Here is a 21,546-nt window from a genome sequence, read left to right as displayed (position 1 = left end):
GTCATGAAGCATCCCTCAGAATCGTGCGAAAGCCGATATGCGACGCACCGAGATCGGCTTCCTGCTGCTCGCGCGACGACGCGCGGTAGCGTACGCAGTAATCGCGCGAGCACAGGAACGAGCCGCCCTTGATGACCATCGGCGTATCGTGACGGCGCGTCGGCGGCGCGACGGCCGCCGTGTCGCCGTTCGTGTGCGACTGATGCGGGCCCGTGTACGCGTCCTTCGTCCATTCCCACGCATTGCCGATCATGTCGTAGAGCCGGAAGCCGTTCGCCGCGTAGCAGCCGACGGGCGCGAGCCCCGCATGACCGTCCTCGGCCGTGTCGAGCACCGGAAACGCACCCTGCCAGTAATTCGCGGCCGGCTTGCCCCGCGCATCGCGCGGCGCCGCATCGAGCGATGCATCGTCGCGGCCGGCCTTGCCCGCGTATTCCCATTCCGCCTCGGTCGGCAGGTCACGGCCAAGCCAGCGCGCATACGCGAGCGCGTCGCGCTGCGTGACGAGCGTGACGGGCAGGTTGCCGAGCCCTTCGACGTCGCTGCCCGGCCCGCGCGGATGACGCCACGACGCGCCCTTCACCCACGACCACCATGCGAGGTCGCGCGCGTTCATCTCGTCGCGCGTCGGCACGTGGAACACCGCCGCGCCGCCCTGCTGCTCGGCCTCGGTCACGTAGCCGGTCGCCTGCACGAACGCGGCGAACTGCGCAATCGTCACGTCGGTCTGGTCGATCCAGAAGCCGCCGACGCGCGTGCGGCCGTCGCCGACCGGACGCTCGTCCGCATAGCCGCGCGTGCTGCCGAACACGAACGCGCCGCCGCGCAGGTGCACCATCCCCGCCTGCGGGTCGTCGCGCCACTTCGCCGGCAGTCCGGAATAACGTTCGCACTGGCGTTCCGAACCGAGCGGCGCAAGCGCGCGGCCGCGATTCAGGTCGTCGAATGCGCCGCCTGGCGGCGCCGCCGAATTCGCATAGCCCACCGCGAATGCGGCGGCGAACAGCGTGGCGGCAAGCGCCGCGCCGGTCGTCCAGAAGCGGAACCGCATCGTGTCGTCCCCGCGATCAGTAATAGCCGCGCGGACGCAGCGGCTCGACGCCGCCGACGTTGCTCATGTAGGTCTTCCACTGGTCGACGAGCGTGCCGATCACCGACGGATTCTGCGCGGACACGTCGGTCGTCTCGCCGCGATCCGACGCGAGGTCGTACAGCTGCCAGTGACCGTCGAGCGGCCCGAGCGGCGGCTCGGTCCACAATGCCTTCCAGCGGCCGTCCGCGCTGCGCAGGTAAGCGCGCCCGTACGCTTCGTCGCCGAACGGCGTCGTGTGCACTTCACCCGTCGCGGAGCCCGTGAGCACCGGCAGCAGCGACTGGCCCGTGACCGGATACACGTAGCGGTTGTTGTAAATCACCTTGCCCTTGTTCTGGTCGACGCCCGTCAGCGTGTTGACGAGCGGCGGCGCCGGCTGCGACGGCGGCGTGACGCCCGCGACCGCGAGGAACGTCGCCGTGTTGTCGGTCACGTGCGTGAATGCGCGCAGCGTCGGCAACTGCTGCGACTGGCCCGGCAGCCGCACGATCGTCGGCGTCGACACGCCGCCTTCGGCCGAATAGCCCTTCGTGAGCCGGAACGGCGACGCGCTCACTTCGGCCCAGCGCAGCCCGTACTGCAAACGCTGCGCGTTCTGCTTGCCGTTGTCGGTGCCGAGCGTCGAATAGATCGGGTCCTGCCCGTTCGCGGTATCGGTCGCCGTCGGGTCCGCGCCGCCGTCGATCGGCCAGCCTTCCGCGCCGTTGTCCGACTGGAACATGATGAACGTGTTGTCGTATTCCCCGATGTCCTTCAGGTGCTGGATCAGCAGGCCGATGTTGTAGTCGAGGTTCTCGACCATCCCCGCGTAGATCTCCATGTAGCGCGCCTGCGCACGGCGCTCGGCCGGCGACAGGCTCGCCCACAGCTTGTCGACCTTGCCGGGGCCGTAGTCGCTGTAGCCGTCCGCGGCCGTATGCACGGCGCTGATGTACTTCGCGTTCGCGGTGCCGTTGTTCGCGGTCGCGGGCGACGCGGCCGTCGTCTCGGGCAGGCCGTCGAACGGCTTGAAGTCGGCGGGAATCAGGCCGAGCGCCTTCTGCCGCGCGATCCGCGCGTTGCGGATCGCGTCGTAGCCGGCGTCGTACACGCCCGCGTACTTGTGCAGCCAGGGTTCGGGCACCTGCAGCGGCCAGTGCGGCGAGGTGTACGCCGCGTATGCGAAGAACGGCTTGCCGTCGCGCTGGTTCGAATCGATGTACGAGATCAGCTTCTGTGTGTAGAAGTCGGTCGAATAGAACACGGCCGGGCTGCCGCCCGTACCGCCCGGCTGCCCGGGCTGGCCAGGCTGCACGTAGCGGCCGTCTTCCGTGTAGTTCGACGAGCCGGCCGGCTCGTGCGCGAAGTGGTTCGTCGCCGCGCCGCCGAGCAGCACGTAGCTGCGCTCGAAACCCCACTGGTCCGGCGTCTGCCCGCTGCCCGTCGCGCTGCCGACGATCCCCGAGCCGATGTGCCACTTGCCCGCGATATACGTGTGATAGCCCGCATCCTTCAATAGTTGTGCGAACGACAGCGCGCGATCGTTCAGGTAGCCCTCGTAGCCGGGCAGCCCGCGCCGCTCGTCGGTCGGCACGCCCATCGTGCCTTCGCCGACCAGATGGTGATCGGTGCCGGACACCAGCATCGCGCGCGTGATCGCGCAGACGGTGCCCGTGTGGTGGTTCGACAGGATGCGGCCCGATGCGACGAGCGCGTCGAGGTTCGGCGTGTTGATTTCGCCGCCGAATGCATGGATGTCGGAATAGCCGAGGTCGTCGGCCATGATGTACAGGATGTTCGGGCGTTTCGCGGCCTGCGGCGGCGTCGTATTGGCCTGCGGCGGCGGCGAATCGCTGTCGACGCCGCCGCACGAGGCGAGCGACACCGCGCCGGCAATCGCGGCGCAGACGACACGGAAACGGAAAGCATGCAACGGCGAAGCGGACTTTTTCATTCTTGTTGACGCTCGATCTACGGGATCGGCGATCTTAGCGTCGCCCGCGCGGCGCCCAAAGTCGGATTCGTCACATGCTAACGGGATGCGGGAATATGCGCTGCGCACCGCTCGGCGCGCAGCGCGCCGCCGTGCGTCAGCTGCGCCCGCCGAGGCTGCCGCCGCCGTCCACCGACAGCACCTGCCCCGTGACGAAGCCGGCTTCGTCGGACAGGAAGAAGGCGATCGCCGCCGCGACGTCGGCGGCCGTGCCGAGCCGGCGTGCGGGAATCGTCGCGAGCACCATGCGCTCGGCTTCGCTGCCGACCGGCCGCGTCTGGCGGAACAGTTCCGTCTCGATCGGCCCCGGCGCCACCGCGTTGACGGTCACGCCGTGTTCGGCCAGTTCGAGCGCCCACGTGCGCGTGCAGCCGACCAGCGCGTTCTTCGCGGCGGAATACGCGGTGCGATCGAGGCTGCCGAAAATCGCCCGGCTGCAGATGTTGACGATGCGCCCGTAGCCGCGCGCCTTCATCGTATCGGCGAAGTGCTGCGTGACCTGGATCGCAGCCCGCACGTTGAGATCGAACACGGTCTGCAGCGACTGGAAATCGATCTTGCCGAGCGGTTGCGGCAACACGATGCCTGCATTGTTGACGATGCCGTCGACATCGTGCCGCTCGCCGATCCGCGCGAGCGTCGCGGCCGTCTGTTCGATGTCGGCAAGATCGCACGCCAGCAATTCGCCGGGGAAGTCGATGCCCTGCGCATGTCGCGCGAGACCGATGACGCGATGGCCGCGTTGCGCGAGCGTGGCGCTGATCGCGAGGCCGATGCCGCGCGATGCGCCGGTGACGAGAAAAGTGCGGGATGACATGGGCATGCCTTTGACGAGGAATCCGGAGGAAACGGCGCGACGCGCCTGGGGTCACCCGGCGCGCGCGTGCTCCGGCCGATTGTGCCGCAGTGACGCGAAACGCGTATGGTCGTCGGCGGCGTTGCGTCGAGCGGTCGCTGCAACGTGCGCCATACCCTCGCCATCCTTGTCCTGAAAACGTCAGGAAAGGTCTCAAGGCAGTTAAACAGATCTGCAAAACTACTCCGATTGCGACAATCGCGGAGGTTGCCGCAACCGGTCGACATGCCAGCATCAACGCTACCCGCCACGATTGGCGGGGCATCACCGGCACAATCACGCGATCGAAACTCGATCGGTCTGCGCGACAACCTGCTGGAGTTACCGATCGACCCGGAGAAAGGGATATGTAAGAATTTTGCGACTTATCCCGAGAAAATCCAGATGTCGAAATGTCCGAGTTTTTCCACAGTCCTCCATGCAAACATGATCGCGTTGAGGGGTGCGCAATGAAGTGGCTTGCAGACCGATTGCTTCTCATCGTCACGGCACTGATTGTCACGGCCGTAGGTTGGGCGATCATCAGCGCGACAGGCGAATGGTTCCCCACCCTGATGACGGTGGCCGCATTCGCTACGCTTTGGATCGACAACTCGCGGCTGCGCAAGCTGCTCGAACAAAACGGTATCGATCCGAGGCGACGCAAGCGCTAGTCGCTCGCGCAAAAAATCCCGTTGCATGTTGACGGGCATTTCTTCAACCATGCGCAAAACGCACAGCCCCGCCCGAGTGGGCCGCGGCGTCGTGAAACGCATCCAACCACCGCCGTCGATTCACCGTCGTCGCAGCCCCGTCGATCGGCCCGCCGCGACGCGATCCGCAGCCAGCCGGGTTGTCGCGTCGTGGCCGGGGAATCGGTCGCCGTCATCCGCGCTCGCCGTTCGCATCGTCCGACGCCAGCATGCCCGGAATCTCGTCCATCAGCGCATCGATGACCACCCGCACCTTCGACGGCACATGGCGTGACGCCGGCCGCACTGCATACACCTCGGCACCCGACACGCTGTTGCTGTCCATCACGAGCGCGAGGCGGCCGTCGCGCACATACGGCGCCATCAGCCAGCACGGCAGCCACGCGAGGCCTGCGCCGGAGGCGGCGGCGTCGGCGATCGCCTGCAGGTCGTCGAACCGCAGCCGGCCGGCCGCGCGATGCTCGCGCACGCCGCCGTCCGCGCCGATGACCCGCCACGGCGTCGGCTGCCCGCCGCGCGAATACGCGATGCCGACGTGCGACGCGAGTTCGTCGAGCCCCGACGGCCGCCCGTGACGCGCCAGATACGCGGGCGATGCGCAAATGCCCATCCGCTGCACGCCCAGCTTCCGGCCGACGAGCGCGCTCGTGTCGGCCAATTCACCGATCCGCACCGCGATGTCGAAGCCGTCGTTCACCAGGTCGGCCACGCGATCGCTGAACGACAGGTCGATTTCGAGCCGCGGATGCCGCTCGACGAGACGCCGCACGACGGGCGCCACGCATTGGCGCCCGAACAGCACGGGCACGCTGATCCGCACGCGCCCGGCCGGCTCGCGGCGCCCCGCGTCGAGCGCGGCCTCCGTCTCGCCGAGTTCGGCCAGCAGCCGCCGGCATTGCTCGAAATAAACGAGCCCTTCGTCGGTCAGCCCGAGCTGGCGCGTCGTGCGCTGCAGCAGCCGCGCGCCGAGACGCTGTTCGAGCCGCGCGACGATCTTCGCGACCGCCGAGCGTGTCATGCCGAGACGCAGCGCCGCCGCCGCGAAGCTGCCCGACTCCACGACGTCGACGAATTCGGCGACGCCCCTCAACCGCTCGTCCATGCAATTCCGCTCCGGTGGGATGACTGGCTTGTGTCCGCGCCGGCGACAATCGTTGGCCGAATTCTCGCCAATGCGTCCCCTCACGCAACACTATGATAGTCCTGACTATCTCGAAAAGGAGCGGACATGCATGCATGGCAAGTGAAACCGGGCGACGGCATTGCCGGGCTCCGGCGCGTCGACGCGACGCAGCGCGCGGTCGGGCCGACCGACGTCGTCGTGAGGATCCATTCGGCCGCGTTGAACTATCGCGACCTGATGTTCGCGCGCGGCGACTATCTCGGTATCGGCAAGGAAGCGCTGATTCCGGTCGCCGACGGCGCCGGCGAAGTCGTCGAAACCGGCCGCGACGTCACGCGCTTCAAGCCGGGCGACCGTGTGATCAACACCTACTTCCCGCACTGGATCGACGGGCCGCCGACGCCGCACAAGGTATCGGGTTCGCCCGGCGCGCAATTCGACGGCGTGCTCGCCGAACGCTTCGTGTCGGACGAAGCCGCGCTGGCCGCGATTCCCGCGCATCTCGACTACGACGAAGCAGCAACGCTGTCGTGCGCGGGCGTCACCGCGTGGAACGCGCTGTTCGTCGATGGCGGGCTGGGGCCGGGCGCGACCGTCGTGCTGCTCGGCACCGGCGGTGTGTCGATCATCGCGCTGCAGCTCGCGCATGCGGCCGGGCTGCGCACGATCGTGACCTCGTCGAGCGACGCGAAGCTGGAACGCGCCCGCGCACTCGGTGCGGACGCAACGATCAACTATCGCACCACGCCCGAGTGGCAGCACGAGGTGCTGCGGCTCACCGGTGGCGTGGGCGCGGATCTGGTCGTCGAAGTCGGCGGACGCGATACGCTGCCGCGCTCGGTCGCGGCGACCAGGATGGGCGGCATCGTGTCGGTGATCGGCGGCCTCAGCAGTTTCAGCGGGCCGGAACTGGGGCTGCTGTCGCTGATCGGCGGCATCCGCCAGCTGCACGGGCTGATGGTCGGCAGTCGTGCGATGCTCGACGACGTCGTCAGGCTCGTCGAGGCGAAGCGGATCAAGCCGGTGGTCGATCGCGCGTTCGGCTTCGACGAAGCACCGCAGGCGTATGCGCACCTGCAGTCGGGGCAGCATTTCGGGAAGGTCGTGATTCGCGTCGCGCAATAGCCGCCGACCGAATCGGCTGCCGCGGCACCGGCCCGTCCCACGCCGGTGCCGCGGCATGCCTCACGCGTCAGATCTTCGCGGTGAGCGTGATCCCGACCGTGCGCGGATCGCCGTACAGCGCCGGATACGCGCCGTACGACGGCAGCAGCTCGAGCTTCTTGTAGACCTTGTTCGTCAGGTTCGTCACGTAGCCCGTCACGATGTACTTCTGGTTCGGCGTCGTGTACGACACGTGCGCGTTCAGCACCGTATAGCCGCCTTGCCACAGCTGCGGCATCGTCTGGCGCGTCGCGCTGAAGTACTCGTGGCTGCGGTAGTTCACGTCGCCGCCGGCCGTCAGCGTGCCGAACGACACCGGCACGCGATAGTCGAAGCCCGCATTCAGCGTCGTGTGCGGCGAACGCGCGAACGAGTTGCCGACGGCCGTCGGCACGTAGCGGAACTCGGTGTAGCGCGTGTTCAGCATCCCGAGGTTCGCGAACAGGTACAGGCTGTTGACCGGCTGCGCCTTCAGCTCCAGCTCGAAGCCGTCCGCGCGCCCCTGCCCCGCATTCGACAGCGTCGACACCGGCGGCCCGCCCAACGGGTTCGGCGCGAGCGCGAACACCTGGATGTCGCGATAGTCGTAGTGGAACACGCTCGCGTTGACGATCAGCCGCTTGTCGAACCATTCGCTCTTGATGCCGGCTTCGTAATCGGTCAGGTACTCCGGCGACACGGTCGACAGCGTGCTTTGCGTATACGCATTGCCGTTGTAGCCGCCCGAACGGAACCCGCGTGCGTAGCGGAAATACGCGCGCACGTTGTTGCTGAGCGCATATTCGGGCGTGAGATCCCAGGTCGGCGCGCGCCACGTGTTCGTCTGGTTCTGCCGCGCGCTGACCGCGAGCGGCGACGACACCGACGACGGCACCCACCAGCTGTTCGGATCGCTGAACGTCACGTTGCCGGTATCCTGCAGCCCGGTCAGGTTGATGGTCTTGCGCTCGATCGTATAGCGCAGCCCGCCCGTCACGTTGAAGCGATCGGTGAACCGGTACTTCACGCTGCCGAAGATCGCCGCGCTCTGCGTGTGCTGCGTGAGGTCCGTCAGGTGGTAGTACGCGGGCGACGGCGAACCCGGTAGCCCGCCGCCGGCGCCCTGCTCGGCCAGTTGCTCGGTAAACAGGTGCGTGCCGACCAGCCAGCTCAGGCGGTCGCTCTGCGGCGATTCGAGCCGGAATTCCTGCGAGAACTGGCGGCTCGACAGGCGGTCATGCGAACGCGCCGCATCGAACGGCGAATAGTCCTCGTCGTCCTGGTACCAGCGATGCAGCCCTTCGAACGCGGTGATCGACGTCAGCGACACCGCCGGGTTGATGCGCCAGTGCGCGGTCAGCGACGTGCCCCACGACGAGATGTGATCGCTCGACGGCGCATTGAGCGACACCGTGTACGGATCGCTCGCCCCGACGAAGCCGAACTGGTTCGCGCCGCCGCGTCCCGCGCCTTGCGCGTGCCACGCATTGCCGCCGCCCGTGTAGTTGCGGCCGTGGATGTTGAACAGGAAGTCGGTGTCCGACGTCGGCACCGCCAGCACCTGGAAGCGCACCGCGTTGTCGTGGAAGCCGCCGAAGCGCCCGTGCTGAACGGTGTTCGTGTAGAAGCTGTCGGCATTCTCGTGATACACCGACACGCGCGCGGCCAGCACGTCGTTCTTGCCGATCGGGCCGCCGATCGCGGCTTCCGCGAGCCGGCTGTTGTACTGGCCGAGCCCGAGCTTGCCGTAGCCGCTCACGTCGAAGGTCGGCTTCTGCGACGTGATGCTGAGCGCGCCGCCGACGGTATTCTTGCCCCACAGCGTGCCCTGCGGCCCGCGCAGCACTTCGATGCGATCGAGGTCGAACAGCGGAAAGCCCTGCCCGAACACGCTGTTGATGTACACGTCGTCGAAGTACACGCCGATCGGACTCAGCGACAGGTCCGACGGATCGTTGCTGCCGACCCCGCGCAGGAACCAGCGCGGCCGTTCGCGGCCCTCGGTCGATTGCCCGGTGAAGTTCGGTACGTACTTCGTCACGTCGTTGATCACGCGCAGTTCGTTGTTCTTGATCGCATCGCCGCTCAACGCGCTCACCGCGACCGGCACGTCCTGGATGCTCTCCTTGCGCCGGCGCGCCGTCACGGTCACCGTGCCGAGGTTCGTTTCGCGGATGGCCGCGCCGCGGTTCGCCCGTGCCGGCTTCGTCGCAGCCGCGGCTGCGTCGTCCGGTGCCTGTTGCGCCGGCTTCGCGTCCGGTACCGCCGCCGTCGCTGCGCCGTCCTCTGCCCACGCCGGCAACGATACGGCGCCGCCCGTCAGCAGTCCCCCCAGCGTGGTGACGATGAGTTTTTTTCTGAACATCGATGAGTCATCCTGTTTGATCGGTTGAACGCACGTGCGATCTGCGCACGGGTTCTCTCTTGCAATTCGGATGCCAGCATCGACGAGCCCGTCGTACGGGCCTTCCGGCGCGCATGCGATGCCGGTGTTGCTGCATGCGCATCTGTGAAGGGAAGCAAACTGCTTGTCACGCAACACCGGTGCCGAAAATCGTCAGGACAGCTTTACAGGCATCTGCTGCGTTGCCTCACGACGCCGATGAGCGATCCGCAGCGCGAGCGCAACCAGCACGACGACGGGCAGCCAGCACAGAAACACGGCCTGCAACCCGACGATCGGCACGAGCGCACTGCCGGCCAGCGGGCCGCAGAACGCACCGGTCATCGACGCGAGGTTGTAGAGGCTCGACACCTGGCTCTTGTCGGCCGGGTGGCGGCCGAGATGCTGCATGTTGACCAGATGCAGCAGCGACGACCCGGCACACAGCGCGGCGAGCCCTGCGCCGACGGTCCACGCGTCATGCGCAAGGCCGAGCGCGAGCAGCCCGGCCACGCCGCCCGCGAGGCTGAAGGCATGGCAGCGGCGCGCCGTCATCCGCTGCGCCGCATGCCCGAGCCCGAACAGCGCAATCACCGCGACGACGCCCTGCAGCGTCAGCAGCGCGACGGCGCCCGATTGCGACAACCGGAGCGACTGGATGGCGAGCACGACCGTATAGGTGCCGGCGAGCAAGCGCGTCGCGCTGTTCACGGCTTCCAGCGCAAGCTTCTCGCGCACATCGCGGCTCCAGGCAAGCGCGAGCAACGCACGCAGGCCACCGGTTTCGGATTGCGCGCCGCGCGGCGGCGGCTGCGCGTCGCCGAGCAGCACCCGGCTGAACCACGCCATGCCCGCGAAGCTCGCCGACGCCGCGCAGAACGTCGCGACCGCGCCATGCGCGCCGATCAGCCAGCTCGCGAGCCATGGCCCGGCCATGCCCGTTCCGACCGACATGGCCGCGCGATACCAGCCTGCGCGGGCGAGGCCGATCCGCTCGAGACGCGCGAGGAACACACCGTTGATCGAGACGATCCGGAACGGGATGCACAGCCCGATCAGCGCCTGCGTGAGCGCGATCAGCGGCCATGCGCCGGTGAACGGCACGACGAGATTGAGCAGCATCGGCCCCATGCTCGCGACGAAGTACACGCGCCGGGCGCCGTAGCGCGCGACCAGCAGCCCGGCCGGCAACGTCATCAGCGCGATGCCGAGCGGCTCCATCGCGGCGATGATGCCGAGCCGCGCGCTGTCGACGCCGAGCGCGAGCGCATACAGCGTCGTCGCGAGCTGCGCCATGCTGATCGTCGTGCCGCTGGCGAGCGCGAGCAGCATGAAGCCGCCGGTGAAGCGCTCGCGCCGCCATGCGTCGGCGACGCGCGCCGGCGTACTCACCGCGACAGCGTCGCGATGCCGTCGAGCGCGCGCCGGTCGATCCACGCACGCACGTCGAAATCGGCCGGCAGGAACCGCCAGTCGACCAGGAAGCGCTTGAAATCGTCGAGCGCGGCGATCGACGCTTCGTCGAGATCCGTACGCAGCCGCCGGTGCACGTCGGCGCCGTACGCAAGCCGCAGCCAGTCGTGGCCCGAGCCCGTCTCGCGGCCGAGATAGCCGAGCACTTCCTGCTCGTGCTCGCGCGCCCAGCCTTCGACGTCGGTCACGCGCGCAAGGAAGCGGCTGACGATGTCCGGATGGCGCTCGAGCGTCGACGCATTGACGGTCAGCGGCCGCGGCGAGCCGTTGTTGATGCGGATCTGCGGATCGGGATGAAAGCCGATGTCGACGACCGGCTGCGCGCCGATCAGGTGCGCGGTTTCCAGCCCGAGCGAACCCTTCACGTAGATCGCATCGACGTCGCCGCGCACGAGCGCGGCCGCCTCGGCCGCATAGAGCCGCCGGCTCGACAGGCTCGCGGGATGGCTGAACGCCGCGTCGCGCGTCGCTGGCGTCGACACCGGCGCGCGCAGGTTCGATGCCGGGACGTCGATCCATTCGACATCGCCGGGGCCGAGCCCGTCGAGCGACAGCGCGCTGACGAAGCCGCGCAGCGCGGCCGCGCGGAAGATGTCGATGCGCTCGCCGTCGCGCCGCGGCAGGCCGACGCGGCGCCCGCGCAGGTCCTTCGGCCGCGTCAGGCCGGCTTCCGGCAGCGCGACGATCGCCTGCGCCTCGTCGACCCAGGTCAGCGCGACCACCCGCGTGTCGGCGCCGGCCGCGCGTGCCCACAGCGCGGGAATGCTGCCGCCCTGCCGGAACGCGTTGTCGAGCGAATGATCGACGTGCGCGTGATGCAGCGCCGCGTGCTGGCTTTCCTGCAGCGCGCGCACGGTGATGCCGTCGTCGGCGAATTCGCTGTCCAGCCAGCCGAGATGCGCGGCGATGCCGAGCGGCGTCGGCACCGGACAGCGCGTGTACCAGATCGACTGAACGTTGTGTGAAGCCGTGGTGCTCATGGATGCGTTCGCAAGAAGAAGTCGTGAAAGGCGCGTCAGCCGCGCGGCGCGGTCAGCACCGACAGGCGCGTGATGCCGGCGTGCTCGATCGCGGCCATCAGTTTCGCGACGGTGCCGTACGGTACGTGCTCGTCGGCCTGCAGATCGAGTGCGACGTCGGGCCGGCCCGCTTTCAGCGCGGCCAGCTCGGCCGGCACCGTGGCGAGCGCGACCGCGCGCTTGTCGAGATACACGACGCCCTTCGCGTCGACGCTCACGGTCACGTTCGGCTTGCGGTCGGCCGGCGCGGTGGCGACGGTGTTCGGCAGGTTCACGTGCACCGCGTTGTTCAGCAGCGGCGCGGTGACGATGAAGGCGACGAGCAGCACGAGCATCACGTCGACGAGCGGCGTGATGTTGATTTCGCTGAGCACGTCGTCGTTGTCGGAAGAGGACGAGAAAGCCATTATGCGAAGGCCTCCTGACGGGTGTCGCCGGCACGGCGTGCCGGTGCGGCAGCGGGCACGGCAGCCGGCACGCGGAAGCCGGCCTTCTGCGCGAGCGTGACGAAATCAGTCGCGAACGCGTCGAGATCGGCCGATGCAGCCTTCACGCGGCGCACGAAGAAGTTGTACGCGAGCACGGCCGGCACCGCGACCGCGATGCCGATCCCGGTCGCGACGAGCGCCTCGCCGATCGGCCCCGCGACGACGTCGATGCTCGCCGATGCGCTGTGCGTGATCGCGGTCAGCGCGTGGATGATGCCGAACACGGTGCCGAACAGGCCGACGAACGGCGCGGTGCTGCCGATCGACGCGAGTACCGCGAGCCCCGCTTCCTCACGCCGGCGCGCGTTGTGGATCTGCTGCCGCAGATGGCGTTCGAGCAGGTCGTGGCGGCTCCAGCTGTGTTCGAGATCGTGCGCGCTGCTCTCGTCGGCGCGCCGCAGCGCGTCGAAGCCCGTCGCGGCGAGTTCGCCCACCGGGCTGTTCGCGCCGTCGAGCGCGGCCGCGTCGTGGAAGCTGTTCGCGGCCCAGAACGCGCTGACGTAACGCCGGTTGCGCGCGCTCGAGCGCAGGCTCTGGATCGCCTTCACGACGATCAGCGTCCACGTGACGACGGAGAAAACGACGAGCAGCCAGAGCGCGCCCTGGACGATGAAGGTGGTCGGGATACCGTTCATGATGTGAGTTCCTTGAAAAATGTGGCGGGCGGCCCGGCGGGTCAGCCCAGCTTGAAATCGATCGGCACGTTGACCCAGCCGTCGACGGCTTCGTCGCCGCGCTTCGCCGGCACGAACGTCCAGCGCTTCACGGCGGCCACCGCCGCGTTGTCGAGCACGCGGCGGCCGCTGCTCGTGCGGACGTCGACGGCATCGGGCGTGCCGTTCGCGAGCACGTGCACGCGCAGCACGACGCGCCCTTCCCAGCCCTGGTCCTGCGCGAATGCCGGATAGTCGGGCGCCGGGTTGCGCAGGTACGCCGCGTCGCCGATCGGTGCGGTCTCGCGCACGGGTGCGGCTGGCGCGGGCGCCGGAGCCTGGGCCGCCGGGGCGGCGACGGCCGGCGCCGTCGGCGCGGGTGCGGTGTCGCGCGACGCTTGCGGCGCGGCGGCCGGTGCGGGCGCCGGACGCGGAACGGCCGCGCGCGGCGTCAGCGGCTTCGGCGGACTCGGCGCCTGCTTCAACGGCTTCGGCGGCACGACCGGCGGCGGCGGATGCGCGGCTTGCGGCAGCGGCTCGGGCGGCCGCGTCAGCTCCACCGTCATGGGCAGCGGCCGTGGCGGCTGCACGGGCGATGCGGCGGGTGCGCGCGCAACCAGCAGCACGACGCCTGCATGCAGCGCCGCGACGGCGAGCGCGATCGCGCCCGCGCCGCGCCATCCGCTTGCCGGTACCGGCCGTGCGTCCGCTTGCACAGTCGGCGCCACCGAAGGTGGCCGCGCAACCGCAGCAGCCGCAGCCGCATCCGCCACCGCCACCGCCGCCGCGCGCGGCGCAGCACGCGCCGCATGCCGGCGCGCCGGCGGCACGCCGTATTCGATCGTCAGCCCTGTCATGTTCGCCTCCTTGCAATGACGCGCCGCGGCGCGCTACGCGACCCACGCATGGCGGTGCCGGTCGATCTGCGTGAACGGCGCCGGATCGATCCACGCGCGCGCATCGAAGTCGCGTTCGAGAAACCCCCACTCGACGAGGAAATCCTTGAACGCGATCAGGCCGTCGATCGACGTCGGCGCGAGCCCCGTCTCCAGATGGCGGTGCACGTCCGCACCGTACGCGTAGCGCACCCATTCGTCGGACGCACGCGTTTCGCGGCCGATGTAGGCGACCGTCTCCGCCGGATGGCGCGCGGCCCAGTCGCCCGCGCCGACTACGACCGACAGGAAGCGGCTCACGAGATCGGGGCGCGAGTCAATCAGCGCGCGATCGACGGTCAGCGTGCGCGGCGTGCCGTTGCCGATCCGCACCAGCGGATCGGGATGCGCGCCGAGATCGATGACGACCTGCGCGTCGATCAGGTGCACGGTTTCCAGCCCGGCCACGCCCTTCACGAACACTGCGTCGACGTCGCCGCGCACGAGTGCCGCGATCTCGATTCCATACTCGTGCGGGCCGCGCGTGAACGACGCGGGCCCGGTGCGGCGCTCGCGCGTGTCGGGCAGGTCGACCCATTCGGCGTCGCCGTGGCCGAGCCCTTCCAGCTCGAGCGCGCTCAGGAAGCCCTTCAGCGCGGCGGCCCGCCAGAAGTCGATGCTGATCGAATGGCTCGGCAACCCGAGCCGCCGGCCGCGCAGATCGCGCGCGGTGCGAATGCCGCGCTCCGGCAGCGTGACGATCGCCTGGAATTCGTTGGTCCACGACAGGCCGATCACGCGCGTATCGGCACCGCGTGCCCGCGCCCACAGCGCGGGAATGTTGCCGCCCTGCCGGAACGAGTGCGGCAGGCTGTGATCGAAGTGTGATTCGCGCTTGTCGGCATCGGCCGTCTCCTGCAGCGAATTCAGCACGATGCCTTCCGGCCCGAACTCTTCGTCGAACCAGCCGCGATGCACGGCAATGCCGAGCGCGGTCGGCACCGGGCAGCGCGTGTACCAGAGTGCGTCGCAGGCCGTGGCCTGCGCAGCGAGTGTCGTCATGGTGAGTGTCCTTGTCGATGTCGTTGTGACGCGCGGGGAAGAAGCCGCGCTCAAGCGCCGGCCACGCGCAGCGCCGCCTGCGTGCCGCGTGCATTCAGCGCGCCGTCGACGAGCGGCAGCACTTCCTCGCCCACGCGGTACGCCTCTTCGAGATGCGGGTTGCTCGCGAGGATGAACGTCGACACGCCGATGTCGACGTATTCCGCGAGTCGCTCGGCCACCTGCTCGTGGCTGCCGACGATCACGCAGCCGGGGCCGCCGCGAATCTGCGACATCCCGGCCCACAGGTTCGGGCCGACGATCAGGTCGTCGAAGTGCTGCGTGTTGCCCTGGTGCAGCGCGAACTGGCGTTTCGCGCCGACCGATTCCGACGCTCCGCCGCGCCCGCCGAAGCCGTTGCGCGTCGTGTCGCCCACGGTTGCGAACATCTGCCGCAGTTCGGCCCACGCCTGCTCCTCGGTTTCGCGCGCGAGGATGTCGATGCGCATGCCGAAGCGCAGGTCGCGCTCGGCGTTCTGCCGGTCGAGCGCGCGGCGCGCCGCATCGATCACTTCCTTCTGCTTCGCGAGCGGCTCGCCCCAGCTCAGGTGTACGTCACCATGCTTCGCGGCAACCGCGAGCGCCGCGTCGCTCGCGCCGGCCAGATAGATCCGCGGCGGCTTCTGCCCGCTCAGCGGCGGCAGTAGCCCGCCCTCCTCGACGCGATAGAAGCGGCCGTCGAACGTGAACGGCGCGCCGGCCGCGACGCCCTTCACGACATCGAGGAATTCGTCGGTGCGCGCGTAGCGGCTGTCGTGGTCGATGAAGTCGCCGTACGCGCACTGGTCGGGCCCGCCGCCGCCCGTGACGACGTTCCACTCGACGCGGCCGCGACTGATCCGCTGCAGGCTCGCGGCCATCTGCGCCGCATAGACGGGATGCACGAAATGCGGCTGCAGCGCGATCAGGAGCCGCAGCCGGCGCGTCTCGCGCGCCAGCGCGGCCGCGACGACCCACGGCTCCTCGGTGAAGCGGAAGATCGGAATCAGTGCGCCGTGGAAGCCGGCGATGTCGGCCGCGCGGGCGACCTGCGACAGATAGTCGATGTAGCCGAAATCGTCGTCGTCGATTTTCGGCGCGACGCGCGACGCGCGCTGGCGGTTCCATTCGCCGCGCGTATGCAGGTCGTGTGCGCGCCGCCCGTCGCCGTGCATCGGCAGGCGCCACAGAAATTCAACAGCCATCGGGATTCTCCTTGTCGGCCCGTTCGGATTGCGTGCGGCACCGCCGTGCCGCGCGTATGCAGCGCTGTAAAGCACGCGGTGTGCCACCTCGCTCGCCGCCGCGCGTGCTCAACCGCCGGCCGGTACGCGCGGCGCCTTGCGGGCCGGGCGTCGACGGCCATCGACGCACACGCGTCGGGCGATGCCGACATCGCGAAAGCGAACTGTCGCCGTGCTGCTGCACCGAGCGCACCGGTGCTGCCCGTGCAACAGCACCCGATGCGACTGTTGCTCATGCAACAGCCGACACGCCGGCCGATGCGCCACGCATCTCGCACGATGCCCGCGCCGCATGCCGCACGGCCGTTTCCGCTCACTGGCCCGGAACTTGCAACGTGGAACGGCCCGCGCGGGCGACACCGCGCATCGACCATGCTTACCCAGACAGGGGAATCACACACATGACAGACAGGCCCGATTCGTCATCGGACAAACAGCAGACGTTCTGGTACGCCCGATCGCCCGTGCCGACGCCGCTCGGCATCGCCGTGCACCTCGGCTGGCTCAACGGCGAGACGTCGGCCGACGGCGTCGCGATCCGCTCGCCGCGCGGCGCCACGCGGCACGACGTGTCGTCGATAAGCGATCACACGCTCGCGCAGTCATTTCGCCAGGGCGGCAGCATCCCCGCGATGTGGGCACGCTCGAGCGACGCGAACACGCGCGTGATCGGGCTGTCGTGGGTCGACGAATCGCAACTGATCCTCGCACGGCCCGAGTCGGGCATCCGCTCGGTGAAGGCGTTGCGCGGGCGCCGGATCGCGATCCCGAGCCGCCCCGACGACCGCATCGACATCTTTCGCGCATCGGCGCTGCGCGGCTTCGTCAACGCATTGAGCCTCGACGGACTGACCACGCGCGACGTCGAGCTCGTCGACGTGCGCGCACGCACGCTGCAGGCCGTCGGGCCCGCACGCGCGGCAGACCTGTTCGCGTCGCCGCATGGCTTTTCGAGCCGCGCGCTGTACGCAGCCGAGGCCGGTGCGCTGCTGCGCGGCGAAGTCGACGCGATCTACGTGAAGGGCTCGACAGGCCTCGAGATCGCGCAGTTGATCGGCGCGCACGTCGTGATCGACATCGGCTTCCATCCGGAGCGCTCGATCCGCAACAACAACGGCACGCCGCGCCCGCTGACGGTCAACGCGAACGTGCTCGCGAACCACCCGGACATCGTCGCCGGCTTCCTGAAGCTCGTGGTCGCCGCCGGCGAATGGGCGAGCACGCATCCCGACGAAACCGCGCACTACGTGGCCGGCGAAACCGCATCGTCGATCGACTGGGTCCGCGCCGCGTACGGCAACCAGCTGCATCGCCACCTCGGCGTCAATCTGGATGACGAATCGGTCGCCGCGCTCGACGAGTTCAAGACGTTCCTGCACGACCACGGCTTCCTGAAAGCCGACTTCGACGTCGCCGACTGGATCGACCCGCGCCCGCTAGCCGACGTGCTGCGGCCGTCGCTGCAGAAGCGCGCGTGAGCCCATTTACCGTTCACTGCCCGGGACCATCATGAAACACACGCTCTCCCTCGCCTCGCTGCCCCGCCCGCTGCGCGCGCTGCTCGCCGCGCTGCCGCTGGCCGCCGCGTCGCTCGCGGCACCGGCCGTCCATGCGCAGGACGCACCCAAGGTCGTGCGCATCGCCGTCGTCGCGTATTCGAGCGGCGGCAAGACGCAATACGCGGGTGCCTCCGCGCTGATCGACGCCGACAAGTCGCTCGAAAAAGCGCTCGCCGCAAGACACGTGCAGCTGCAATGGGTGCCCGTGTCGACCGCGGCGGTCGGCACGCTCGTCAACGAGGCATTCACGAACGGCAGCATCGATTTCGCGGGCTACGGCGACCTGCCGTCGGTCGTCGTCAACGCGTCGGGCACGCACACGCGCCTGATCGTGCCGGGCGGCGTCGGCAGCAACACGTATCTCGTCGTGCCGGCCGGCTCGACCGCGAAATCGATCGTCGACCTGAAAGGCAAGCGCATCGCGCTCAATCGCGGCCGGCCGTGGGAAGTCACGTTCGGCAAGCTGCTCGCCGAGAACGGGCTGAAGCTGTCCGACTTCAAGATCTACAACCTCGATCCGCAGGCCGGCGCGGCGGCCGTCGCGGCCGGTCGCGTCGACGGCTTCTTCACGCTGTCCGATGCGTACTCGCTCGTCGACAAGCAGGTCGGCAAGATCATCTGGTCGACCAAGACGGCGCCCGACGACTGGAAGATGCGCGCGGAGCTGTGGGCGTCCGACGATTTCGTGCGGCGCTACCCCGACATCACGCAGCTCGTCGCGACCGCCTACGTGCGCGCCGCGCACTGGATCTCGCAGCCGCAGAACCGCGATGCGTACGTGAAGATCCTGAGCGCGTCGGGCCAGCCCGAAAGCGTCGTGCGCCGCGAATACGCGGACGAATCGACGCCGTGGAAAGAGCAATGGACGCCGCTCTTCACGCCGGCGCTGACCGGCCACTACCGCGACGTCGTCGCGTACAGCCGCCAGGCCGGCCTGACGTCCGCGCCGGTCGACGTGAACGCGCTGCTCGCGCCGACCTTCGTGTCGACCGCGCTCAAGCAGCTCGGCCTCGACGGCTACTGGCGCGCCGACGCCGCGCGCGTCGCGAGCCGCTGATGCCGGCACGCACCATCACGCCGAACGGCTCGCGCGCAGTCCGCCTGCCTGGCGTCGCGCGGCTCGGCGAGCACGCGCTGTGGTGGATCACGCCCGTCGCATTCGCCGCGCTGTGGTGGCTCGCGAGCGCGCAGCGCTGGTTTCCGCCGCAGCTCGTCGTGCCGCCCGAGCGCCTCGCGACGACGTTGCGCACGCTGCTCGACACCGGCGAACTGCGCGACAACCTGCTGATCACGCTGCATCGCCTCGTGCTCGGTTTCGCCATCGGCGCAACCGGCGGCGCCACGTTCGGCATCCTGCTCGCGCGCAGCCGGCTGTTCGCCGACTATCTGCGGCCGACGTTCGACCTGCTGCGGCAAGTGCCGACGCTCACGCTGATCCCGCTGCTGATCCTGCTGATCGGCGTCGACGAGCCGCTGAAGCTCGTCGTCGTCGGCAAGGCCGTGTTCTTTCCGGTCGCGCTGGCCGCGTACACCGGCGTGCACGATGCGCCGCGCGATCTCGTCGAAATGGCACGTCACTACGGGCTCGGCCGTTTCGCGCTGTTGCGCGACGTGCTGCTGCCGGCCGCGCTGCCGCCGCTGCTGACGGGCGTGCGGATCGCGCTCGCGCGCGCGTGGCTCGCGCTCGTCGCGGTCGAGCTGCTCAGTGCCGACAGCGGGATCGGCCAGATGATGGAACTCGCGCGGCAGATGCTGCGGCTCGACGTGGTGCTCGTCGACGTCGCGGTGATCGGGCTGATCGGCTTCGCACTCGACCGATCGATCGCGCTCGTGCAGCGCTATGCATTGCGCTGGCAGACACCCTCGCGCTGACCCTGACTGGAACCGCTTCGGCATGACCTTCGCACCCCGCGCTTTCTCGCTCGCCCCGCTGCGCCGTCGCGCACGCGGCCTCGTCGTGCCGGCCTTGCTGGTTGCCGCTTGGCAAGTCGCGTCGTCCGGCGACGCGGCCCATCAATACGCATTCGTGCCGCTGCAGCAGGTCGGCGCGGCGCTCGTCGAACTCGCCCGCAGCGGCGAACTCATGACCGATCTCGGCGCGAGCCTGCGCCGCACGACGCTCGGGCTCGGCTTCGGCGTCGCGTCCGGGCTCGTGTTCGGCGCGGCGATGGCGCGTTCGACGCTCGCACGCAAGCTCGCCGAACCGGCGTTCCAGGCGCTGCGCTACGTGCCGCTGCTCGGGCTGATTCCGCTACTGAGCCTGTGGGCCGGCACCGGCGAATTCGCGAAGGTGTTCATCATCGCGCTCGCCGCGTTCTACCCGATGACCACCGCCAGCTTCGACGGGCTGCGCCGCGTCGATCCGCGCTATGTCGAACTCGCGCAGTCGTATCGGCTGACGCGTGCCGGCCTGTGGCGCGACGTGCTGATTCCGGGCGCGTTGCCCGACCTGTTCGCGGGCGTGCTGCAGGCCGTGCCGTTCGCGTGGATCACCGCGACCAGCAGCGAGCTGCTGTTCAACACGGGGGCCGGCGTCGGCAGCCTGATGCAGAACGCGCAGGCCGGCGCGCGCGCCGACGTGCTGCTGGTGTGTGTGCTGGGTGTGACGGCGCTGGCCGTCGGGATGAGCGCGTTATGCGAGCGGGTCGCGCAGCGTGCGCTGCGCTGGCGCGATCACGCCTGACGGCGCAGCCGCGCGTCGGCGTCGCCCGCATCGCGCGGCTTCAGGATGCCGAGTTGCGCGAGCCGTGCGCGCACGATGTTGCGCGACTGGTCGAGCAGGCGCGACATGCGCAGCTGGTTGTGCTCGCTGTAGTCGAACACGCTGCGGTAGACGGTGTCCTCGATGTGCTGCCACAGCGCCGGCGTGCCGAGATCCAGCAGCTCGATCACCGCGTGACGCAGCGCGTCGGTCGCTTCCGCGACGTCGCGCGCACGACGCGGCGGTGCGGCGGCCGCGCCTGGCGAATCAGCCATGTCGGGCGCAAGCGACAGCGCCGAGAACTGCAGGTCGCCGACGTCGATCGCACCGCCCGCGCAGATCAGCACCGCGTGGTGGATCACGTTCTCGAGTTCTCGAATGTTGCCGGGCCACGCGTGCGCGTGCAGCCGGGCACGCGCGGCGCCGGTCAGTGTCGGCGCGGTCACGCGCAGCCGCTTCGCGTAGGTGTCGATGAAATGTTCGATCAGCGGCGCGATGTCGCCGGGCCGCTCGCGCAGCGGCAGCAGGCTCAGCTTCACGACGTTGAGCCGGTAGTACAGGTCCTCGCGGAAATTGCCCGCGCGCACCGCGGCTTCGAGATTCACGTTGGTCGCCGCGACCAGCCGCACGTCGATCTTCACGGTCTTGCGCGAGCCGACCGGCGTCACCTCGCGCTCCTGCAGCACGCGCAGCAGCTTGACCTGTGCGGACAGCGGCAGGTCGCCCACTTCATCGAGAAAGAGCGTGCCGCGATTCGCGGATTCGAACCAGCCGGGCTGGCTGTTGATCGCGCCGGTGAACGCGCCGCGTTCGTGGCCGAACAGCTCGCTTTCGATCAGCGTCTCGGAGAACGCGCCGCAGTTGACCGCGACGAACGGTCCGTCGCGGCGCTCGCTCAGCGAATGCACGAGGCGCGCGATCAGCTCCTTGCCGGTGCCGCTTTCGCCGGTGACGAGCACCGTCGCATCGCTCGGTGCGACGAGCTGGATGCGTTCGAGCAGCACGCGCGATTTGGGGTCGTCGAACGTCAGTGCCTTCGCGCGGATCGTGATCGCGTGCGAAGTCGGGTCCGGCAAGCTGAAGATGGCCATGGCACGACCGGCGAGTTGAACGGGGAAGGTTCGACGATAGCAAGACGCGCGCCGGCAACGAACCAATTCATCGAGCTATCGGTATGACGGCGGCCGGATTG

19 protein-coding genes are annotated in these 21,546 nt (G+C 69.1%); 6 read left to right on the top strand and 13 right to left on the bottom strand.

All coding sequences use genetic code 11. From position 1 onward, the window contains the following. Position 1 precedes the first annotated feature (1 nt). The 3 genes from U5798_RS13195 to U5798_RS13185 form a co-directional block, all read right to left on the bottom strand. Positions 2 to 1,051: a formylglycine-generating enzyme family protein gene (locus U5798_RS13195; protein ID WP_322082278.1), complete on the bottom strand. Its 1,050-nt coding sequence runs from the start codon at positions 1,049 to 1,051 to the stop codon at positions 2 to 4. Positions 1,052 to 1,067: 16 nt separating this feature from the next. Further along, positions 1,068 to 3,026, bottom strand: coding sequence for an arylsulfatase (locus U5798_RS13190; protein ID WP_322082277.1), 1,959 nt, complete (start codon positions 3,024 to 3,026; stop codon positions 1,068 to 1,070). 136 nt (positions 3,027 to 3,162) lie between these two features. Continuing rightward, positions 3,163 to 3,882, bottom strand: coding sequence for an SDR family oxidoreductase (locus tag U5798_RS13185; protein ID WP_124451373.1), 720 nt, complete (start codon positions 3,880 to 3,882; stop codon positions 3,163 to 3,165). A 488-nt stretch (positions 3,883 to 4,370) separates the two neighbouring features. Here U5798_RS13185 and U5798_RS13180 point away from each other — a divergent pair, with 488 nt between their 5' ends. Next, the gene (locus tag U5798_RS13180) at positions 4,371 to 4,574 is read left to right on the top strand and encodes a hypothetical protein (protein ID WP_322082276.1); all 204 of its coding nucleotides are present in this window, start codon (positions 4,371 to 4,373) and stop codon (positions 4,572 to 4,574) included. A 211-nt stretch (positions 4,575 to 4,785) separates the two neighbouring features. On the opposite strand, the gene U5798_RS13175 is transcribed toward U5798_RS13180, so the two are convergent. Beyond that, positions 4,786 to 5,715, bottom strand: a complete 930-nt coding sequence (locus tag U5798_RS13175) for a LysR family transcriptional regulator (RefSeq protein WP_322082275.1) — start codon at positions 5,713 to 5,715, stop codon at positions 4,786 to 4,788. Between the two features lie 126 nt (positions 5,716 to 5,841). Here U5798_RS13175 and U5798_RS13170 point away from each other — a divergent pair, with 126 nt between their 5' ends. Continuing rightward, a complete protein-coding gene (locus U5798_RS13170) occupies positions 5,842 to 6,861 on the top strand; it encodes an NAD(P)-dependent alcohol dehydrogenase (RefSeq protein WP_322082274.1) in 1,020 nt (339 codons plus the stop codon). Positions 6,862 to 6,928: 67 nt separating this feature from the next. On the opposite strand, the gene U5798_RS13165 is transcribed toward U5798_RS13170, so the two are convergent. The 8 genes from U5798_RS13165 to U5798_RS13130 all read right to left on the bottom strand — a co-directional run bounded on the left by U5798_RS13165 (position 6,929) and on the right by U5798_RS13130 (position 16,055). Beyond that, positions 6,929 to 9,244, bottom strand: coding sequence for a TonB-dependent receptor (locus U5798_RS13165; protein ID WP_322082273.1), 2,316 nt, complete (start codon positions 9,242 to 9,244; stop codon positions 6,929 to 6,931). A gap of 192 nt (positions 9,245 to 9,436) precedes the next feature. Then, positions 9,437 to 10,654 carry an MFS transporter gene (locus U5798_RS13160; RefSeq protein WP_322082272.1) on the bottom strand — a complete coding sequence of 406 codons (1,218 nt, stop codon included), beginning with the start codon at positions 10,652 to 10,654 and terminating at the stop codon, positions 9,437 to 9,439. After that, positions 10,651 to 11,715: an ABC transporter substrate-binding protein gene (locus U5798_RS13155; protein ID WP_322082271.1), complete on the bottom strand. Its 1,065-nt coding sequence runs from the start codon at positions 11,713 to 11,715 to the stop codon at positions 10,651 to 10,653. Before U5798_RS13155 ends, U5798_RS13160 begins: the two co-directional genes overlap by 4 nt. 35 nt (positions 11,716 to 11,750) lie before the next feature. Next, complete coding sequence (locus U5798_RS13150) at positions 11,751 to 12,161, bottom strand: ExbD/TolR family protein (RefSeq protein ID WP_124451389.1); 411 nt, start codon at positions 12,159 to 12,161, stop codon at positions 11,751 to 11,753. Continuing rightward, a complete protein-coding gene (locus U5798_RS13145; RefSeq protein WP_124451391.1) occupies positions 12,161 to 12,877 on the bottom strand; it encodes a MotA/TolQ/ExbB proton channel family protein in 717 nt (238 codons plus the stop codon). The genes U5798_RS13150 and U5798_RS13145 overlap by 1 nt, the downstream gene beginning before the upstream one ends. Positions 12,878 to 12,918: 41 nt before the next feature. Continuing rightward, entirely contained in the window at positions 12,919 to 13,752 is an 834-nt protein-coding gene (locus tag U5798_RS13140) for a TonB family protein (protein WP_322082270.1), read from the bottom strand. A 33-nt stretch (positions 13,753 to 13,785) separates the two neighbouring features. Then, on the bottom strand, positions 13,786 to 14,832 hold the full coding sequence (locus U5798_RS13135; protein ID WP_322082269.1) for an ABC transporter substrate-binding protein: 1,047 nt from the start codon (positions 14,830 to 14,832) through the stop codon (positions 13,786 to 13,788). Positions 14,833 to 14,882: 50 nt separating this feature from the next. Next, entirely contained in the window at positions 14,883 to 16,055 is a 1,173-nt protein-coding gene (locus U5798_RS13130; protein ID WP_322082268.1) for an LLM class flavin-dependent oxidoreductase, read from the bottom strand. Positions 16,056 to 16,495: 440 nt separating this feature from the next. Here U5798_RS13130 and U5798_RS13125 point away from each other — a divergent pair, with 440 nt between their 5' ends. Genes U5798_RS13125 through U5798_RS13110 form a run of 4 tightly spaced genes read left to right on the top strand, consistent with a single transcriptional unit; the run spans position 16,496 to position 20,336 of the window. Beyond that, complete coding sequence (locus U5798_RS13125; RefSeq protein ID WP_322082267.1) at positions 16,496 to 17,572, top strand: ABC transporter substrate-binding protein; 1,077 nt, start codon at positions 16,496 to 16,498, stop codon at positions 17,570 to 17,572. 31 nt (positions 17,573 to 17,603) lie between these two features. Further along, complete coding sequence (locus tag U5798_RS13120) at positions 17,604 to 18,710, top strand: PhnD/SsuA/transferrin family substrate-binding protein (protein WP_322082266.1); 1,107 nt, start codon at positions 17,604 to 17,606, stop codon at positions 18,708 to 18,710. Beyond that, a complete protein-coding gene (locus tag U5798_RS13115; RefSeq protein WP_322082265.1) occupies positions 18,710 to 19,525 on the top strand; it encodes an ABC transporter permease in 816 nt (271 codons plus the stop codon). Before U5798_RS13120 ends, U5798_RS13115 begins: the two co-directional genes overlap by 1 nt. A gap of 22 nt (positions 19,526 to 19,547) precedes the next feature. After that, on the top strand, positions 19,548 to 20,336 hold the full coding sequence (locus tag U5798_RS13110) for an ABC transporter permease (protein WP_322082264.1): 789 nt from the start codon (positions 19,548 to 19,550) through the stop codon (positions 20,334 to 20,336). Here U5798_RS13110 and U5798_RS13105 read toward each other — a convergent pair. Beyond that, on the bottom strand, positions 20,327 to 21,445 hold the full coding sequence (locus tag U5798_RS13105) for a sigma-54 interaction domain-containing protein (protein WP_322082263.1): 1,119 nt from the start codon (positions 21,443 to 21,445) through the stop codon (positions 20,327 to 20,329). The two genes, U5798_RS13110 and U5798_RS13105, sit on opposite strands and share 10 nt — an antisense overlap. Positions 21,446 to 21,546 lie beyond the last annotated feature (101 nt).

The organism is Burkholderia sp. BCC1972, from assembly GCF_905339605.1.
GTDB lineage: Bacteria > Pseudomonadota > Gammaproteobacteria > Burkholderiales > Burkholderiaceae > Burkholderia.
This window is presented reverse-complemented; position numbering and strand designations above follow the sequence as displayed.

Excerpts from the sequence above, each read along its gene's own strand:
- U5798_RS13175 (WP_322082275.1), bottom strand. The coding sequence starts at position 5,715 with ATGGACGAGCGGTTGAGGGGCGTCGCCGAATTCGTCGACGTCGTGGAG.
- U5798_RS13145 (WP_124451391.1), bottom strand. The coding sequence starts at position 12,877 with ATGAACGGTATCCCGACCACCTTCATCGTCCAGGGCGCGCTCTGGCTG.
- U5798_RS13140 (WP_322082270.1), bottom strand. The coding sequence starts at position 13,752 with ATGACAGGGCTGACGATCGAATACGGCGTGCCGCCGGCGCGCCGGCAT.
- U5798_RS13115 (WP_322082265.1), top strand. The coding sequence starts at position 18,710 with ATGCCGGCACGCACCATCACGCCGAACGGCTCGCGCGCAGTCCGCCTG.
- U5798_RS13185 (WP_124451373.1), bottom strand. The coding sequence starts at position 3,882 with ATGTCATCCCGCACTTTTCTCGTCACCGGCGCATCGCGCGGCATCGGC.
- U5798_RS13190 (WP_322082277.1), bottom strand. The coding sequence starts at position 3,026 with ATGAAAAAGTCCGCTTCGCCGTTGCATGCTTTCCGTTTCCGTGTCGTC.
- U5798_RS13170 (WP_322082274.1), top strand. The coding sequence starts at position 5,842 with ATGCATGCATGGCAAGTGAAACCGGGCGACGGCATTGCCGGGCTCCGG.
- U5798_RS13180 (WP_322082276.1), top strand. The coding sequence starts at position 4,371 with ATGAAGTGGCTTGCAGACCGATTGCTTCTCATCGTCACGGCACTGATT.
- U5798_RS13130 (WP_322082268.1), bottom strand. The coding sequence starts at position 16,055 with ATGGCTGTTGAATTTCTGTGGCGCCTGCCGATGCACGGCGACGGGCGG.
- U5798_RS13155 (WP_322082271.1), bottom strand. The coding sequence starts at position 11,715 with ATGAGCACCACGGCTTCACACAACGTTCAGTCGATCTGGTACACGCGC.
- U5798_RS13120 (WP_322082266.1), top strand. The coding sequence starts at position 17,604 with ATGAAACACACGCTCTCCCTCGCCTCGCTGCCCCGCCCGCTGCGCGCG.
- U5798_RS13135 (WP_322082269.1), bottom strand. The coding sequence starts at position 14,832 with ATGACGACACTCGCTGCGCAGGCCACGGCCTGCGACGCACTCTGGTAC.
- U5798_RS13165 (WP_322082273.1), bottom strand. The coding sequence starts at position 9,244 with ATGTTCAGAAAAAAACTCATCGTCACCACGCTGGGGGGACTGCTGACG.
- U5798_RS13105 (WP_322082263.1), bottom strand. The coding sequence starts at position 21,445 with ATGGCCATCTTCAGCTTGCCGGACCCGACTTCGCACGCGATCACGATC.
- U5798_RS13150 (WP_124451389.1), bottom strand. The coding sequence starts at position 12,161 with ATGGCTTTCTCGTCCTCTTCCGACAACGACGACGTGCTCAGCGAAATC.
- U5798_RS13195 (WP_322082278.1), bottom strand. The coding sequence starts at position 1,051 with ATGCGGTTCCGCTTCTGGACGACCGGCGCGGCGCTTGCCGCCACGCTG.
- U5798_RS13110 (WP_322082264.1), top strand. The coding sequence starts at position 19,548 with ATGACCTTCGCACCCCGCGCTTTCTCGCTCGCCCCGCTGCGCCGTCGC.
- U5798_RS13125 (WP_322082267.1), top strand. The coding sequence starts at position 16,496 with ATGACAGACAGGCCCGATTCGTCATCGGACAAACAGCAGACGTTCTGG.